This window comes from Acidovorax sp. NPDC077693, from assembly GCF_044542805.1.
Classification (GTDB): domain Bacteria; phylum Pseudomonadota; class Gammaproteobacteria; order Burkholderiales; family Burkholderiaceae_C; genus Acidovorax.
Map to the genome: position 1 here is coordinate 13,361 of NZ_JBITVD010000021.1, position 16,193 is coordinate 29,553.

Below are 16,193 nucleotides of genomic sequence, written 5' to 3' on the forward strand. Positions count from 1 at the left end.
CTCGCTTCATTGCCCTTGATTCCTTGCCCATGAGCCAGTTTCCCCCCGCTGCCCGATTGGGTGACCCTATTGCCCACAGCAATGCCAATGCCCGCTTGCTGGCCAAGGTCATCGGCATCGCAGCAGGCGCTGCTGCTTTGGGCGCGTTGTGCGCTGGCACCATCGCCGCGGGAGTGGCTGCTGGCGTCGCGGCCGTAGGCACCGTGGTTACAGGTGGGTTGGCGGCACCGATCCTGGCAGGAGCGGTGGTGCTAACCGGCGCACTGGCTTCTTTCGCTGTCAGTATGGCTGGGGGAGCTATTGGAGAAAAGATCGCAGACTGGCTAGTGCCTGAAACCTGGGAGGTGACAGGCGCCATCACCACTGGCTCGCCAGACGTTTTCGTGAATGGAATTCCTGCCGCAAGAGCTACCGATGCCGTGCCCCTGGACGAAGTGATTTGCGGCAAACACACTATCGTCCCAGTCAACCTCATCGCGCAGGGAGCGGCGGTCGGTCCCAATGAAACTGTCATCAACGAAGCTCTGGCAGCGCGAAAGGGTGACAAAGTGGTGTGCGGAGCCACTATTCACGAAGGCTCCCCAAATGTCTTCATCGGCGGCGAGCCGAAAACCGTGCGAACCTTCGACGACGAAGTCCATCCGTTGTTGCGTGGAGCCATACTTGTTGCACAAGCGCGTAATTTGGCCAAAAACGCCAAATGCCTATGGTCACTCGCCAAAGATCCGAAGGCGTTGCTTAAAAGTGCGGAGTGCCTGATCAAATTTGGGCAAGCTGCGGGCTCTGCCGCCATGGGCATACCGGCCGTGCTGAGCAACCCGGTGCACATCGCCACAGGTGCCAAACTCCTTGCAGGTGGAGCCGACCTGGACTTTGTGCTGCCGGGCGTTTTGCCCATTGCATGGCAGCGCATCTACAACAGCCTGGATGAGCGCGCAGGTGGGCCTCTGGGCAGGGGATGGAGCACGCCTTACACAGTGCAATTAATCCTGGGTCTGGATCCACTGGGCCAGCCGGTCATCACCTACTACGACGCGGACGGACGAGATATTCAGTTCGGCCGCCCTGCACCGGGGCAGGGGCACTACAGCGTTGTCGAGGGCATCGGCATCCTGTGCAGCGAAGGCGGTGACTACGTGGTTGTCACTGCCGAGGGCGTGTACCAGTGGTTTGGTCAGCCCACTAGCTTGAACGCTGCAGAGCCTGATGCGCGCACCATCTTGCAGTTGCAGCGCATCGAAGACAGCAATGGCAACTACAACGCGCTCAGCTACGACACACAAGGGCGCCTGACCCATGTGGCCGACAGCGCAGGGCGGCTGCTGGAGTTTCAATACACCGTGAACACACGCCGCCTGCAACGGATTCATCTGCAGACAGGCGCTCCAGGTGAGGTACCGCGCACGCTGGTGCAATACCGGCATGACGATGCCGGTCACTTGGCCGAAGTGACGGACCCCATAGGCCATGTGACACGCAGATTCAGTTACGCGCAGGGGCGCATGGCCAGCCACCAATTGCCAAGCGGCCTGGTGTGCCACTACGAATGGCAAGAGTTTGCGCACAGGCTGGGAGCCCGTACTGGCCCCCATGCGCGCGTGGTGCGCCACTGGACCGACGACGGCGAACAGTACGCCTTGGCCTACCGCCTGAACGACGACGGCAGCGGGCGCACAGAGGTCATCGACGGACTTGGCCGCCATCAGTATTGGTCCTGGAACGCTGACCACGAAATCACCAGCTACACGGACAGCTTGGGTCACACCACCACGCAGACCTTCAGCGACACAAAGCAACTGCTCAGCCAGACCAATCCACTGGGCCAGACGACCACCTATGGGTATGACGAGGCTGGCAACCTGACGGCGCAAACCGATCCCTTGGGCCGCATACACCGTTGGCGCTGGAGCCCCGCCCCTGCAAGCCTGCTGCTGTCCACGGCAGACCCTGCTGGCGGAACCTGGCGATACCGATACGACGACCACGGCAACTTGACCGCAGAGGTCGACCCTTTGGGTCACACCACCACGTACGCCAACGACCCGCGTGGCCTGCCCACCGTCGTCACCGACGCCCACGGCGGGCGCCAGCAACTGCAGTGGGATGCGCGTGGCCTGCTCACTTCCCATACCGATTGCAGCGGCAAGACGACACGCTACACCTACGACTCGCGGAGCCATCCTCATCAAGAAACCGACGCTCTCGGGCAAACCACTGTGTTGGAGCACGACCCGCAAGGTCGCTTGCTGCAGATAACGCTGCCGGACGGCGCGGCGCACCACTACCGCTACGACACAGCAGGCCAGTGTGTCATTGCCACCGACGCCCTGGGCCACAGCACGAGCTACAGCTACAACCTGCGGGGTCAGTTGACAGGCCGCTCCAAAACACTGGGGGCGCTGACCAGCAATATCCAGCTGGGCTACGACGCGGCCCGGCGGCTGGCGGCCCTGGTCAACGAGAACCGGCAGACCTACCAGTTTCAGTATGACGCGGCAGACCGTTTGGTCGGCGAGACACGCATAGACGGTACTCGCCAAGTGCTGCACTACGATGCTGCGAGCCAAGTGATCGGCGTAACCGAGCACCCCATGCCCATGGGCCAGGGCGACGCAGTCCCCGGACATGCCGACGTACAGCCCATCCACACCCAACTGGTGCGCGACGCTGCGGGCCAATTGGTGCAGAAAGGCATTTACACACCCGGCGCCGGGGCAGGCGCACAAACCGCCACGTCTGATGCGTCATCGCCCGTGTTGCAGACCCGCATCGCCTATGCATACAGCCCCACCGGCGACCTGTTGACGGCACAGCAAACCACGCCGCTGGGAGAGCCCCTCTCTCAACTTGCGTGGCAATACGATGCACTTGGCCAGGTATCGCAAGAGACCGCTGAGCACACTGTACAAGGCCGGCAGTGCAGCACCGTGCTGCACTATGAATACGACGCACTGGGCAACCGCACCGGCACCACACTGCCGGACGGGCGCACGCTAAACCACCTGTACTACGGCAGCGGCCACCTGCACCAGATCAACCTGGACGGCGCAGTCCTGGCCGACATCGAGCGCGACGACCTGCATCGCGAAGTGCTGCGCACGCAGGGCCGCCTTGCCAGCCGCTTTGCCTACGACCCGGTGGGTCGCAAGGCCGCCACGTGGGTGCGCCCCGCCATGCTGCGCGTGGGCCATGGCATCGGCAGTGACCAACGTGCCGACAGCCGGTGGAGCCCCTACAGCGGCGACTGGAGCCAACGCCTACAGCGCCGCAACCCAGAAGACACGCTGCTCAAGCGCTACGGCTACGACAAGAATGGCGAGCTCACCAGTGTCGAGCACAGCCAGCAAGGGCAGACAAGGCACCAGTACGACCAGGGCGGGCGCATCACCCACACGCATGCCACACAGCCCGAACGCAACGAACACTTCCACTACGACCTGGCGGGCAACCGCATCAACGCACTGGAAGAAAGCAATCTCAGCAGCCAAGGCAGAGGCTGGGTGCAAAACAACCGGGTCAAGGTCCTACAGGACAAGCGCTACGACTACGACGGCTTTGGCCGCCTGATCAGAAAGCGCATCGGCAGCCACACCGAACAGCACTACCGCTACGACCACCAGCACAGGCTGACCCAGGTGGCGGTGGTGCGGGCAGGCAAAGACGGCCAGCCGCAAAGCCAGCTCTTCAGCTACCAGTACGACGCGCTGGGCAGACGCATCGCCAAGACGGACAGCTTTGGCACGACAGTGTTCACGTGGGAGGGAATGCGGCTGCTGCAGGAAAGCAGAGGCGCACAGACGAGCACCTACATCTACGAGCCCGGCAGCTACGTGCCGCTGGCGCGCATCGACGGAAGCGGCAGCGTAGAACCGCACCCGGCGGCTGCGCACGCCCTGGGGGGAGATGCGGAACAAGGCAAACAAGCCAGCGTGCCCATCACCAACCCGCAGTGGGCGGACCGGTTCAACGTCGCGGCTGCTGCCAACGACGAGCCCGGCGGGTCAAGCACACCGAATGTGCGACAAGGCGCGGGTGGCGAAGACATCGCCCAGGTGTATTACTTCCACACCCAGCCCAATGGGTTGCCGGAAGAGCTGAGCGACAACAGCGGCAACCTGGTGTGGACAGCGCAATACACCACGTGGGGCAGCACGGTCAGCGAACAGTGGCAGAGCTTTGACACGGCAGGCCAACCCCAGCAGCAACTGGCAAGCCAGACGGCATCACTGCAGCAGAACCTGCGGATGCAGGGCCAGTACCTGGACAGAGAGACGGGGCTGCACTACAACACGTTCCGGTACTACGATGCGGACTTGGGGGCGTTTACGACGCCGGACCCCATTGGGCTCAATGGCGGGTTGAATCTGCATCAGTATGCGCCGAATCCGATTAGCTGGATTGATCCTTGGGGTTGGGAGAGGTGTGGAACAAATCACCCACTAAAGTGGAACGGGTCGCGTGACAGAGAAGGACTGACTCGTAAGGACCACGTTAGAAGGCATGGTGAGGATATCCCCAATAGAAATGTACCTCATGGAGTTTTTTCAGGAAACCCGATAAATCAGACTGCACAGGCATGGAAGATTGCCAAGGACCAGGGGATTCAGCCGGTTGTTCAGCCAAACGGAAATCTTGCTTATACGGTCCCAATGCGAAATGCGGGGATTCAAGGAGGAAGTGCCAGTCATCCCGATCACGGAAAAGTTTTAAATAATGTTTTAATTATTACTAAGCCAAATTCCAATCAAGTTGTAACATCATATCCCGTTCTTTAATAGCTATGGAAAAAGTTTATTTTATACATCAAGATTCCAATCACTTAGAAAGACGAAGCGATGGTTTGAACTTGGTAATTGCGCCGAAAATCAGCGCAAATGATATTTGTTTTTATTGCAATGAATATGATTCTTTTGCATTATCAATAAGTGATTTTGAGAAAAATAAATTTGTTCCCGTGCCAAAGTCGATGAATTTTCATGCGGCAAATTTACAAGAAATATGTCATCAGGGATTTTCGGGTGCTGTTGATTTAATTGCCTCGTATAACGTTGAAGGTAATCATTATAAATATATTAAATTATTTTTAAAAGGGTCGCTTGGTGGAAGTGAAAAAATTGCATTTTTTTCTCTAAAGTCCAATGATAATCAGGCTGGGGTTTTTTGTAAGCTCCCGGATTTTTTCGATGAGAAGATATATTTTTACTCGCCTCCGGAGGGCTGCTTTTGGCATCGCCCGGAGGAATTTGGGTTGAAAAGTAAAGCAGCAAAATACAAGAGCAATAACGTCTCACCAGCCTCTCTCTTAGATATATACGAGGCAGGCTATCTGGATTTAATTGTTGGAGTAAAGCAGTTCCTGCTTGCTCGCGAAGGGCTTGTGGAAAGCGATTCAATATGTTTTTAGTGGTTTGATGAATTTTGCGTTTGGCGAACGTAATGGCAATGGTGAAATAAATCATAATAAATAATTATCATTCGATTTTGGGTTTTATTAACAATGGTCTATTTTCGGCAAATGATTTTTAATAATTTAATTTGAAATTCTCAGGAATGCGCGGTGCCTAATATGCTTGCGAGTTGAGCGATAGCTGGGTCACCCAGTGAGGACAGCGTAGTACAGCGCGTGGACAGCACTGACCAGTAGGAATGGCAGAGCGCAAGCTAAGTCTTCAGCTACCAATACGACGCCCTGGGCAGGCGCATCGCCAAGACAGACAGCTTTGGCACGACAGTGTTCACGTGGGAGGGAATGCGGCAGCTACAAGAAAGCAGAGGCGCGCAGACCAGCACTTACATCTACGAGCCCGGCAGCTACGTGCCGCTGGCGCGCATCGACGGAAGCGGCAGCGTAGAACCGCACCCGGCGGCGGCGCATGCCCTGGGGGGAGATGCGGAACAAGGCAAGCAAGGCAGCGTGCCCATCACCAACCCGCAGTGGGCAGATCGGTTCAACGTCGCTGCTGCTGCCAACGACGAGCCCGGCGGGTCAAGCACACCGAATGTGCGAGAAGGCGCGGGTGGCGAAGACATCGCCCAGGTGTATTACTTCCACACCCAGCCCAACGGGTTGCCGGAAGAGCTGAGCGACAACAGCGGCAACCTGGTGTGGCGGGCGCAGTACACCACTTGGGGCAGCACGGTCCGTGAGGAATGGCAGAGCTTTGACACGGCAGGCAGACCCCAGCATCAACTGGCAAGCCAGACGGCATCACTGCAGCAGAACCTGCGGATGCAGGGCCAGTACCTGGACAGAGAGACGGGGCTGCACTACAACACATTCCGGTACTACGATGCGGACTTGGGGGCGTTTACGACGCCGGACCCTATTGGGCTCAATGGCGGATTCAATCTGCATCAGTATGCGCCGAATCCGATTAGCTGGATTGATCCTTGGGGGTGGGCTAGCACTGGTGCAGCTGGTCAGTATGACGTCCATGGTGAAGCGAGGGTGGGCAAAGACATGTACCGTATGTCTGACTATAAGCATTTTCAATAATCAAATAGGCAGCTCTATTATCAAATGAAGAATGATCCAGCCTTGCGGGCGAAAATTGAAGCTAAATATCCGGGCACTTATGATCATGTATCTCCTGGCAAACGTGGTGCTTTTAGCGGCAAACCTCCAGCGAATCTGACGTGGCATCACCATGAGCGGGTAGGAGGACTGCTCCAGTTGGTCGACAGAAATGACCATAATTCGAGGCACAAGGATTTTCACCGATCAGGTAAAGGTGGGCGTGGTTCATGGGGTGGCGGCAGTGGTTGTAGATAACTATCTTTTTGGAATTGACGATGAAAAAAATGACTTCTCTATCAGAGCTATATGAATGCGTTGCCTCAGCAGGAGAAAATGAATGGATATATACTAATATTGAGGCTTGGCATAATAATCCCCAGCATTGTGAATTCTATTTTATATCTGAGGACGAGGTTGAGGAGATGGCTGATGATGAAGTTTATGAATCTGAAGCTGGACCCTATTTGCCTGCGTCCGTCAAAAACCTTGATCTTTATCCTTGGATGCAGATTGATGTTTTAAAAGGCGTTCTTGAAAATGCTGGCATAAATAATGAGCATTTTGATGATAATAATTTTGTAAAGGCAATAAATTACTACAGGGAAAATGACGATTTTATGGATGCTTGAGGCTGCTTCGGGAATTTGGCGATGACATATTTTTAATTTAGTCAAAAACCAAGAGTCAGACAACGATGTAACGCTGGCGCGCCTTAGTGCCAGCGGGGATGCTATGGAGCGAGGTGGGCTGGGCACCCAAGGACCGATGCCGCAGCCCCGAGAATCCAAAAACCATAGCTGCTGGCGCTGTACCAACAAGCGCCAGAGGAAGAGTAGAGGCTAAGTGCAAAACAACCGGGTCAAAGTGCTGCAGGACAAGCGCTACGACTACGACGGCTTTGGCCGCCTGATCAGAAAGCGCATAGGCAGCCACACCGAACAGCACTACCACCAACCCACAGTGGGCGGACCGGTTCAACGTCGCTGCTGCTGCCAACGACGAGCCCGGCGGGTCAAGCACACCGAATGTGCGACAAGGCGCGGGTGGCGAAGACATCGCCCAGGTGTATTACTTCCATACCCAGCCCAATGGGCTACCGGAGGAGCTGAGCGACAACAGCGGCAACCTGGTGTGGCGGGCGCAGTACACCACCTGGGGCAGCACGGTCCGTGAGGAGTGGCAGAGCTTTGACACGGCAGGCAGACCCCAGCATCAACTGGCAAGCCAGACGGCATCCCTGCAGCAGAACCTGCGGATGCAGGGGCAGTACCTGGACAGAGAGACGGGGCTGCACTACAACACGTTCCGGTACTACGATGCGGACTTGGGGGCGTTTACGACGCCGGACCCCATTGGGCTGTTGGGCTGGAAACCCAGGCGCAACGGCAAAGCTCCGGTGGCACCGGCACCCACGGGCCCACAGCACAAGCCTCGCTGTGCGAGGTGTACTACTTCCATACCGACTAGGTGGGCCTGCCCGAAGAGCTGAGCAACGCCCAAGGGCAGTTGGTCTGGCAAGCCCAGTACAAGACTTGGGGAAGCACGGTAGAAGGGCACTGGGAGGCTCGCCGCTTGCACGGGGCGAAAGTGCAGGGGCAAAACGCAAGGGGATATCCCGGGGGAGAACCGACAAGAGCAGAATCTGCGATGCAGTACGCGGAATAATGTGGTCTCGAGAGTTAAAAATATTATTCAGAGGCGGTGCATACTAAAATTCAGGCGTTATCAGATGACTGGGTAGTTAGCTATGGAGGCTGGTGGTCAAATGATAATTAATCGTAAAAGTTGCTCGGAGATTAAAATTTTGTACATCCTGTGTAGTAAAGTCAATACATATGATCTAATTGATTTTCATTGCCAATATTCCAGTGACCATCTTCTCTTCAAAGAAGGGCGATCTTTAATGGGCGAGGGGGTGTTTTTGTCATATGAAATTGAAGATGCTAAAAAGTTAAATAGACTAAAAAAAGTGCATTATGTGGAATGCTCCGGACCTTCTTTGGTATCTCAAGATTTTAAAGAGGTTTTTAAGGAGCAAGAGGAGAGAGGCGAGGTTGAATTTTTTGAGGTCGATATCAGGTGTGGAGGTCAACCTGTGGGTGGGTTTTACGCAATTAATGCGCTAAACAAAGTTGGTTGCACAAATATGGCTGTCAGTGAATATTCTATTTCTAATTTTGATTTGAATAATCCGCAGTATGATTTCGACTATCAGGTTCTCTATGATGAAATCGGCGGTTTGGATATCGCCATTTGCGCTGAAATGCCCAGGGAGTTGGTTGTAAGCAAAACGCTTGTGGATAAAATTAAAATAAATAAAATTAAGGGTTTTGTTTTGTATTCGACCTTGGATATGACCATGAAAAATAGGTCGATATTCTTGAATATATAAGTCTCACGTTATGCAGAACGTTTCTCTTTCGTTAGAGACACACGGTTGATTAAGACGGGGATGGAAACGTCGGTGCCAAACAAGCTGAGCTATTACAGTGGCAGCTTGGCACGCTATGGGCAGCACGGGCTGGGAAGAGATTCGGCACAGCTGGCCAACCCGGTATCAATTGGGGAGCGATACCGCATCACTCCAGTAGGACCTGGCGATGTTTTGAAAGTATCTAGACATGGACGTTGGGCTGTACTATAAAATATTCCGGTGCGGTGATGCATTCAAAAAGCCGATATAAAAATGGAAATTATTAGCTATTTCTATCAATCATCTAAACACTTGTCTGAAGCGCGATTGGATATTTTGCGTGGCGGGCGAATGCAATTTGTTGATATATTTGGCTTTCTGAATCGTTTTGATTTTGACTATAGATGCGTATTGATCATTGAATGCGTTGATTCGTTGTTGGAAAGTAGTAGAAAATATATTGAGGGTAGTCCGGCCTACTATCGAAATTATGAGGTTGATTTGCAGGTGGATATTGCGTTTTCCAATCTGACTGCAGATGTCGATTTGCCATTGACAATTAAGCGTGGTGGGAGCTTTGACTTGCATGTCTCTGCGTCTCGATATGTGCCATTGATTGGTATGAATTGCACAAGCGAGGAGTATGAGAAGAGAGGGGTCGCTTACTCCGAAATAATCTTTATTCATCTAACCTTCTGCAAAAGAAAAAGTGTCGCGACTCCAAGTCTGGAAGCAAATCAATTCATTTACGAAAGTTATGATCAACTGGGTTTCGTTGGCATGGATGAAGCGCTGTTTAATAATTTTATCGTCGAAAGACTAGGGCGAGGAAAACATGATCTTTTGCACAGTTTCACAACTACCGAGATTGCAAATGAACTCTTCCATGCTGGATTGATGATCCTTTGTTGGGGGATAACTCCGTGGGTTTATATGATCAACTCACTTGACAGTGATGAGGTCAGCATGTCTTTTACTGCAGGATTACCTGTGTGCCAAAGTGGATCCTATGTTTTTCAAGAAAAAATCAAAGAGATATCCATCGTGCCTGGAATTGCATTGAAGGAGTGGGATACGGAGTCTCAACGCACTTGGCCGAAATTAAAATTGAATGGCGTGGGACGGGTCGTCAAGGTTGATCTCTGTGTCGCAAAAGCCATTAACCCCTACGATACTTCCGTGCTAGATTACTTGCCGATCCCATTCTTCAATTTAAATCGGATTGACGTCGCCTTGGCAGAATCTGTGCCCATTCTTTCGGCTGACATTGAGTCCTGCATGTCATAAATCTGAATGGGGTGGCAACGTTCTCATGGGTGAGGCATCCCGATGCAATCAGTGCAGATGGGGTGTGAATTTAGCATTCGAAGATCACAAGCATATGGCTGATATAATTTCCGAATCAAAGTCATTTCGAAAATAGCCACGATCAATGGACCGTGTCGAAATTTTTGCCAGTGCTTCGATCTTGAATTTCATAAGCCCCCCAGGAGTAATTTTTGACCAGCAAATCCCATCTGAATTTTTCTGAATCCTTCGCAGAACAGTTCAAAGCCACACTCAATGCGAAGACGGATTGGACTGGAATCTCTTGGCAGGACATGGAAACCGCCATCGGCCCAAATGCCGATAAATATCGGGCGCTGTGGGACCGGGTCACCAGCACTGAAAAGAAGGGTGTGTTTGCCCATTTCAGCCCGTGCTGGACGGGCATTCCCTTTCTGGGCGTGAGCTGGGCTGTGTCCAGGCGCATGTACCCGCTGGCGGCCATGCTGTTGTTGGCGTTGCTGGTCTTGAATCTCGCGTTTCCGGGCGAGAGCGGTGCGGCCAGGGCGTTGGGGATTGCGATCCTTGTGTCGTTCACCCACAAGAACACCTACCTGCGCTGGATGGCCCATTGCATCCGCCGCATCGATGCGCAGGGGCTGGCTGGGCCGGAGCGTGATGCAGCGCTGCGCGCAGTGGGTGGGTTGGACCAGAAGTCCGGGTGGATCGCCGCGGGCGTTCTGATCCTGCTGGCGGTCGTGTTGGGTGTCGTTTTCAGCTAGGGGGCCAAGCCAACTACGGTTGCTGGAGGCCCCCAGCACGGGGCAGCATCCTTCCCCAGCACATCAAATCAAGGCGCTGCGCGCCGATGAACGCACGCTGCGGCCGATATCCTGGGCTCCTTGCGCGATCGGCCACGAGGCCCTTGGGGCGGCAGCGCTGTGGCCCGCAGCGCGCCTGCCTCTTACTTCGCAGTGATCTTCACAGCGTGCAGCGCCTGTGTCGTGTTGAACTTCACGCGGATCGACTTGGCGGGTACGCCTTGCTTGACCAGTTCGTTGCGCACTGCCATGGCGCGCATCAATGCGATCTCGCGGGCGTCCACGGGGGCGTCCTTGCGGTGGCAGTAGCCAGTGATCTCCAGGCGTTCATTGGGCTCCCGCGTGGACGCCAGCCGGGTCAGGATGGCCTGGGTTTCGGGCGACAGTTTCACCTGCGTCGGCTTGAACTCCGCGACGATGCCGTCGGCGGGCAGGCGCGGCTCTTCTGGGGCCGGTGCGGGCGCTGCTTCGGGCGGCGGTGGTGGTGGCTCCGCCATGGGCGTCGCGGCAGTGACTTCGGGCTCCGGCGCGGGCGCCGGTGTGTCTGCGCAACCGGCCAGGAGCAGCGCTGCTGCGGTGAGCAGACCCCAGGGAACAAAGCGTGTGTGAAGCATGGACATACCTATCTATCAAAGAAAGAGAACAAAAGAGAAAACCCCGGCCACGGGCGGTATGCACTGCGGCCCGGCGTGGTGCCATGAAAGCCCGCAGGTGACCCGCTCTGCCTGCTGATCGGTCATGGGACAAGGAAGGTGGCCACCCTGCGCCTCAGGCTCTGTCAGCAGGGCCGCCAGCCCGGCGCGCGGGGCGCACGGGTGGCGCCGAGACGCTGCAGGGCCTGGGCCCCGGCCCGGCTCATTGCACCAGTTGCCAGAAGGTCACCTGCGCAAACTTGGCGTCGTTGGCCCAAGGGTCCCAGATGGTCTTGTCGCCCCGGCTCTTGGCGCCCGGCCACGAGCCCAGCGAGGTGGACATCGCCGGTGCGTAACTGCCGCGCGTGCGCAGGGTTTCGGACTTGCCGTCGCGGGTGTAGCTGTAGCCGCCCGCGGTCGTGTCGGGACCGGGGTACACGACGATCACGTGTCCGTTGGACGTTTCTGATTTTCCGCCGACGATGAGGGCGCCTTCGCGTGCGAGTCGTCCGACCTGGCCCGCTGGCACGATCTTCCAGTGGGCCTGTCCGCGCATGTGCTCGACGAGCGCATTGGCGCTCAGCCAGGCCTGGTTGGGCAGGTACTGCTTGATGACATGCCAGACGGCATGGCTGCAGGAGTTGGGGTACAGCGCATAGGCAGCGTCGCACGCCTGCTTGAGCTTGCTGACGGATGGGGCGGTGTCTGCTACGTCGGTGGGCACGAGGTCTTGTCCTGAGAGGGGTGGGTGTTCTTGGCGGCATAGCCGCCGCTGCGGGCATTCCAGTGGAGGCTGGGCAGGGTGGCGTCGCCACCGACCGCGGGGGAGCGCACTTTCAGGCGCAACTCGTGCGGAATGCCGCGTTGCCACCGCCCGGCGCTGATGGTGAGCTCCTGCGGCGGGTCGACCGGAAAAAGGTGGCCGATGCGGCCCAGGCAGCGTCCGGTGGCGTCGATGAGCATGGGCAGCGGAAAGTTCTGCCATGGCGCGTCGGCCGGCAGGGCCTTGTAGTAGTCGTCGGTGAAGACGCTGAGCAGGCGCACCTGGGCCTGGGCGGTGTGCGGGGCGGTCGGCTGCGCCAGGGGGCAGACTTTGACCGCTGCGCGGTAGGCCGCCATGTCGGCGGGCAGGCCCATGCCTTGCTCGACGGGCGTGCAGGCGGCCGGGGCAATGGTTACGAAGTCGTGGGCCTGTGCGGCGCAGGCCCATGCGAACGACGCCGTGCAGAGACACGCGCGCCACCAAGCGGGTGCAGACATGAAAGAGGGTTTCCCAAACAGCAGAACATGCGGTGAGCGATCTGTGTCACTCTGAAACGACGCCGAGTGTCGCTGCAGTTACCGGATGTTTTGAAGTCAACCAACCGTTTGGCAACCCCTTGATTCAGCTTTCACACAAACGAACACATCGCATCATCCGGTAACTGAAATGGGCGTTTGGTCAGCGATGGGCAGCAGATTGTGCTTTGGCCTGGATGACACGCCACACACTGGGAGCGAAGGCGACGGACCGGTTCAGGCCAGCGCGGCCTCGATATCCCCTGCCAGCTTCTTGGGTGCATCCTGCGGCGCGTAGCGCCGTATCACCCGGCCGTCCTTGCCGACGAGGAACTTGGTGAAGTTCCACTTGATGGCCTTGCTGCCCAGCAGGCCAGGGGCCTCGGCGGTGAGCCACTGGTACAGGGGCGATGCGTTGGCGCCGTTCACATCGATCTTGGCCATCATCGGAAAGCTCACGCCGTAGTTCAGCTGGCAGAAGCTGGCGATCTCGTCATTGCTGCCCGGGTCCTGGCTGCCGAACTGGTTGCACGGAAAGCCCAGCACCACCAGGCCCTGGTCCGCGTACTGCTTGTGCAGCTCTTCGAGCCCGCCGAACTGGGGCGTGAAGCCGCAGGCGCTGGCCGTGTTCACGATCAGCAGCACCTTCCCCTGGTACTGCGAGAGCGGCACGGTCTGGCCGTTCATCTGCTGGGCTTCAAAGTCGTAGATGCTGTGGTCGGGCATGGCGCAGGCTCCTGAGGGTGGAAGGAAGACGCACCATGGTAGTTCTTTCAGTGCGGCGCCGCGCCGGGCCGGCGGAACTGCAGTGCCGCCAGCAGCGATGCCAGCAGGATCAACGCGCCGCCCACCACCGTGCGGGGCGTGAGGGTGGCGGCGCCCAGCAGGGCCGATGACACGCTGGCGAACATCACCTCCGACAGCATCACCAGCGCCGTGGTGCCGGCCGCCAGGCGCGCGGCGCCGAACTGCAGGGCCCAGTTGCCCAGCATGAGCACGCCGGCCAACAGCACGGCGGTGATGAGCCAGGTACTGTTCACCGCCGGGAACGATTCGACCACGCCCACCTGCAGCCCCACGCAGGCCACGGCCAGTGCCATCAGCATGCAGCCGCCGAACATCGAGAACATGCGCGCAGGGCCCGGCACAGCATGCAGGCGGCGCAGGGTCACGTTGGTCAGCGCGAACATGAACCCGCCCAGCAACGCCAGGCCGTCGGCCAGCGACAGGTTCTGCAGCAGCCGCGCAGCGGGCGCCCCCTCGGGCAGCAGCACCAGCACCACGCCGGTGAACGCCAGCGCCAGGCGCAGCAGCGCCGAGGTGGTGGGACGCTCGCCCAGAATCCTCCAGGCCAGCAGCACCGCCCAGGCGGGCATCAGATAGAACAGCAGGATCACGCGCACCACGTCGCCAATGGTCACGGCCCAGTTGAACGCCACATTGTTCAAGCCCGAGCTCAGCGCCAGCAGCCACAACTCAGGATGCGCCCGCACCTGCGCCAGAATGCCGGGCCGCCACGCCACCAGCCCCATCAGCACCACCGCATACATGAACGCCGTGGCCCACAGCGGGTGCAGCCCCGCCTGGTGCATGTGCTGAAACGGCCACCACGCCAGCCCCCAGACAAAGGCGTTGAACAGCAGGGCAGCAAAGGGCAGGCGCGATGGCATAGGAAAAAAGGGTCGCTACCGCCCACTGGTCAAGCGCGAGCAGCTATAAAAACGATAGTAATCGACGTCGCCCGCAAAAACTGGCGCGCCCTAAAAACCAGTGCACCCGTGGATCTGGCTCCGCCAGTCCAGGGGGTGCGTCCCCCTCCGGGGGAAGCGGCGCAGCCGCTCAGGGGGGCTTCTCAGTGATGCGCGTCGTGCCGCGCAATGTGCAGCAGGTGCTCCACCTCTTCGCGGTGGTGAATGCAGTTGTTCTGGTGCCAGCGCCGGATCAGCCACATCACGCCCGCCACCACCAGACCGAACGCGGTGATGGCGCCGAACACCGACAGGCCCAGCTTGAGCGACAGGCTGTAGAACGCGCCCAGCGCCAGGATGCAGGCCTGCTCGTTGAAGTTCTGCACGGCGATGGAGCGGCCCGCGCCCATCAGGTTGTGGCCCCGGTGCTGCAGCAGCGCGTTCATGGGCACCACGAGGTAGCCGCCCAGCCCGCCCAGCACGATGAGGAACGGTATCGCCACCCAGATGTTGTTGATGAACACCATCAGGATCAGCAGCAGCCCCATCGCAATGCCCAGCGGGATCACCTTGGTGGCGACATCCAGGCGCATGCGCATCGACGCGACCACTGCGCCCACGGCGGTGCCGATGGCGACCACGCCCGTGAGGGCCGAGGCCTGCGTGGTGTTGTAGCCCAGTGCCACGGCGGCCCACGCCAGAACGATGAACTTGAGATTGCCGCCCGCGCCCCAGAACAGCGTGGTGGTGGACAGCGAGATCTGGCCGAGCTTGTCGCGCCACAGGCGGCTGTTGCAGGCCCAGAAGTCCGGCAGCAGGCTGAGCGCGTTGGACAGCACGCCGCGCGACGGGTCGGCACGCATGGGGCGCATCTCCACGCCGGTGTGCGGGATGCGGGTGTTGAACCAGGCGGCCAGCGCATACACCGCGATCAGCGCGGCAATGGCCGATTCGGCAGGCGTGTCCACACCCGTGTCGATGAACGGAATGTCGAGACCCAGCAGCATGGAAGACAGGTGGTGGCCCACCAGCTGGCCGCCGAACAGCACGCCCAGGATGATCGATGCGATGGTGAGCCCTTCGATCCAGCCGTTGGCCTTGACCAGCTGCGACGCGGGCAGCAGCTCGGTCAGGATGCCGTACTTGGCCGGGGAGTAGGCCGCGGCACCGAGGCCCACCACCGCGTAGGCGATGAGCGGGTGCGAGCCGAACAGCATCATCAGGCAGCCCACCACCTTGATGGCATTGCTGACGAACATCACCTTGCCCTTGGGCAGGGCGTCGGCGAAAGCGCCCACGAAGGGCGCCAGCACCACATAGAACAGCGCGAACATGGGGACCAGCGCAGCGCGCTGCCATTCCGGGGCGCCCTCTGAGCGCAGGAGTTCCACGGCGGCGACGAAAAGTGCGTTGTCGGCCAGCGAGCTGAAAAACTGCGCCGACATGATGGTGTAGAAACCGCGCTTCATCGAATGGCTGTTGGTGCATCAGTTCGGCTGATGCCCTGTTAAAAGTGGGGAACCCTGGCAAGTGACAGACGGTTATATCACGCGGATAAACGGCCACGATGCCAGAATC

At 58.0% G+C, this 16,193-nt stretch carries 15 protein-coding genes and 1 pseudogene; 10 read left to right on the top strand and 6 right to left on the bottom strand.

The genetic code is table 11. The features are described 5' to 3' along the window. Positions 1-29: 29 nt before the first annotated feature. From ACIGHN_RS24105 to ACIGHN_RS24150, 10 genes and pseudogenes are all read left to right on the top strand, one after another. A complete protein-coding gene (locus tag ACIGHN_RS24105) occupies positions 30-4,775 on the top strand; it encodes an RHS repeat-associated core domain-containing protein (RefSeq protein ID WP_396506609.1) in 4,746 nt (1,581 codons plus the stop codon). A 5-nt stretch (positions 4,776-4,780) separates the two neighbouring features. Then, positions 4,781-5,404 (top strand): hypothetical protein, encoded by a 624-nt coding sequence (locus ACIGHN_RS24110; protein WP_396506610.1) that lies wholly within the window; start codon positions 4,781-4,783, stop codon positions 5,402-5,404. Between the two features lie 345 nt (positions 5,405-5,749). Beyond that, entirely contained in the window at positions 5,750-6,496 is a 747-nt protein-coding gene (locus ACIGHN_RS24115; RefSeq protein ID WP_396506612.1) for an RHS repeat-associated core domain-containing protein, read from the top strand. 15 nt (positions 6,497-6,511) lie between these two features. Then, positions 6,512-6,772, top strand: a pseudogene (locus ACIGHN_RS24120) (HNH endonuclease); the annotation flags it as partial. Positions 6,773-6,792: 20 nt separating this feature from the next. Then, a complete protein-coding gene (locus tag ACIGHN_RS24125) occupies positions 6,793-7,146 on the top strand; it encodes a hypothetical protein (RefSeq protein ID WP_396506613.1) in 354 nt (117 codons plus the stop codon). Between the two features lie 434 nt (positions 7,147-7,580). Further along, positions 7,581-8,006 carry an RHS repeat-associated core domain-containing protein gene (locus ACIGHN_RS24130; protein ID WP_396506724.1) on the top strand — a complete coding sequence of 142 codons (426 nt, stop codon included), beginning with the start codon at positions 7,581-7,583 and terminating at the stop codon, positions 8,004-8,006. Then, the gene (locus ACIGHN_RS24135) at positions 7,985-8,182 is read left to right on the top strand and encodes an RHS domain-containing protein (RefSeq protein WP_396506615.1); all 198 of its coding nucleotides are present in this window, start codon (positions 7,985-7,987) and stop codon (positions 8,180-8,182) included. The genes ACIGHN_RS24130 and ACIGHN_RS24135 overlap by 22 nt, the downstream gene beginning before the upstream one ends. Before the next feature lie 139 nt (positions 8,183-8,321). After that, positions 8,322-8,909, top strand: a complete 588-nt coding sequence (locus ACIGHN_RS24140; protein WP_396506617.1) for an imm11 family protein — start codon at positions 8,322-8,324, stop codon at positions 8,907-8,909. Between the two features lie 294 nt (positions 8,910-9,203). Further along, positions 9,204-10,217, top strand: a complete 1,014-nt coding sequence (locus tag ACIGHN_RS24145; protein ID WP_396506619.1) for a hypothetical protein — start codon at positions 9,204-9,206, stop codon at positions 10,215-10,217. A 212-nt stretch (positions 10,218-10,429) separates the two neighbouring features. Then, positions 10,430-10,978 (top strand): hypothetical protein, encoded by a 549-nt coding sequence (locus tag ACIGHN_RS24150; protein WP_396506621.1) that lies wholly within the window; start codon positions 10,430-10,432, stop codon positions 10,976-10,978. A 182-nt stretch (positions 10,979-11,160) separates the two neighbouring features. Here the strand turns inward: ACIGHN_RS24150 and ACIGHN_RS24155 are convergent, their stop codons facing one another. From ACIGHN_RS24155 to lplT, 6 genes are all read right to left on the bottom strand, one after another. Beyond that, positions 11,161-11,637, bottom strand: a complete 477-nt coding sequence (locus tag ACIGHN_RS24155) for an OmpA family protein (RefSeq protein ID WP_056410288.1) — start codon at positions 11,635-11,637, stop codon at positions 11,161-11,163. Positions 11,638-11,872: 235 nt separating this feature from the next. After that, positions 11,873-12,373: a hypothetical protein gene (locus tag ACIGHN_RS24160; RefSeq protein ID WP_056410286.1), complete on the bottom strand. Its 501-nt coding sequence runs from the start codon at positions 12,371-12,373 to the stop codon at positions 11,873-11,875. Then, positions 12,358-12,909: a hypothetical protein gene (locus tag ACIGHN_RS24165; RefSeq protein ID WP_396506623.1), complete on the bottom strand. Its 552-nt coding sequence runs from the start codon at positions 12,907-12,909 to the stop codon at positions 12,358-12,360. The genes ACIGHN_RS24160 and ACIGHN_RS24165 overlap by 16 nt, the downstream gene beginning before the upstream one ends. A gap of 255 nt (positions 12,910-13,164) precedes the next feature. Continuing rightward, positions 13,165-13,653, bottom strand: a complete 489-nt coding sequence (locus tag ACIGHN_RS24170) for a glutathione peroxidase (RefSeq protein WP_056410282.1) — start codon at positions 13,651-13,653, stop codon at positions 13,165-13,167. 47 nt (positions 13,654-13,700) lie between these two features. Continuing rightward, on the bottom strand, positions 13,701-14,597 hold the full coding sequence (locus tag ACIGHN_RS24175) for a DMT family transporter (protein WP_396506625.1): 897 nt from the start codon (positions 14,595-14,597) through the stop codon (positions 13,701-13,703). Between the two features lie 182 nt (positions 14,598-14,779). Continuing rightward, on the bottom strand, positions 14,780-16,084 hold the full coding sequence (gene lplT / locus ACIGHN_RS24180; RefSeq protein ID WP_056410278.1) for a lysophospholipid transporter LplT: 1,305 nt from the start codon (positions 16,082-16,084) through the stop codon (positions 14,780-14,782). Positions 16,085-16,193 lie beyond the last annotated feature (109 nt).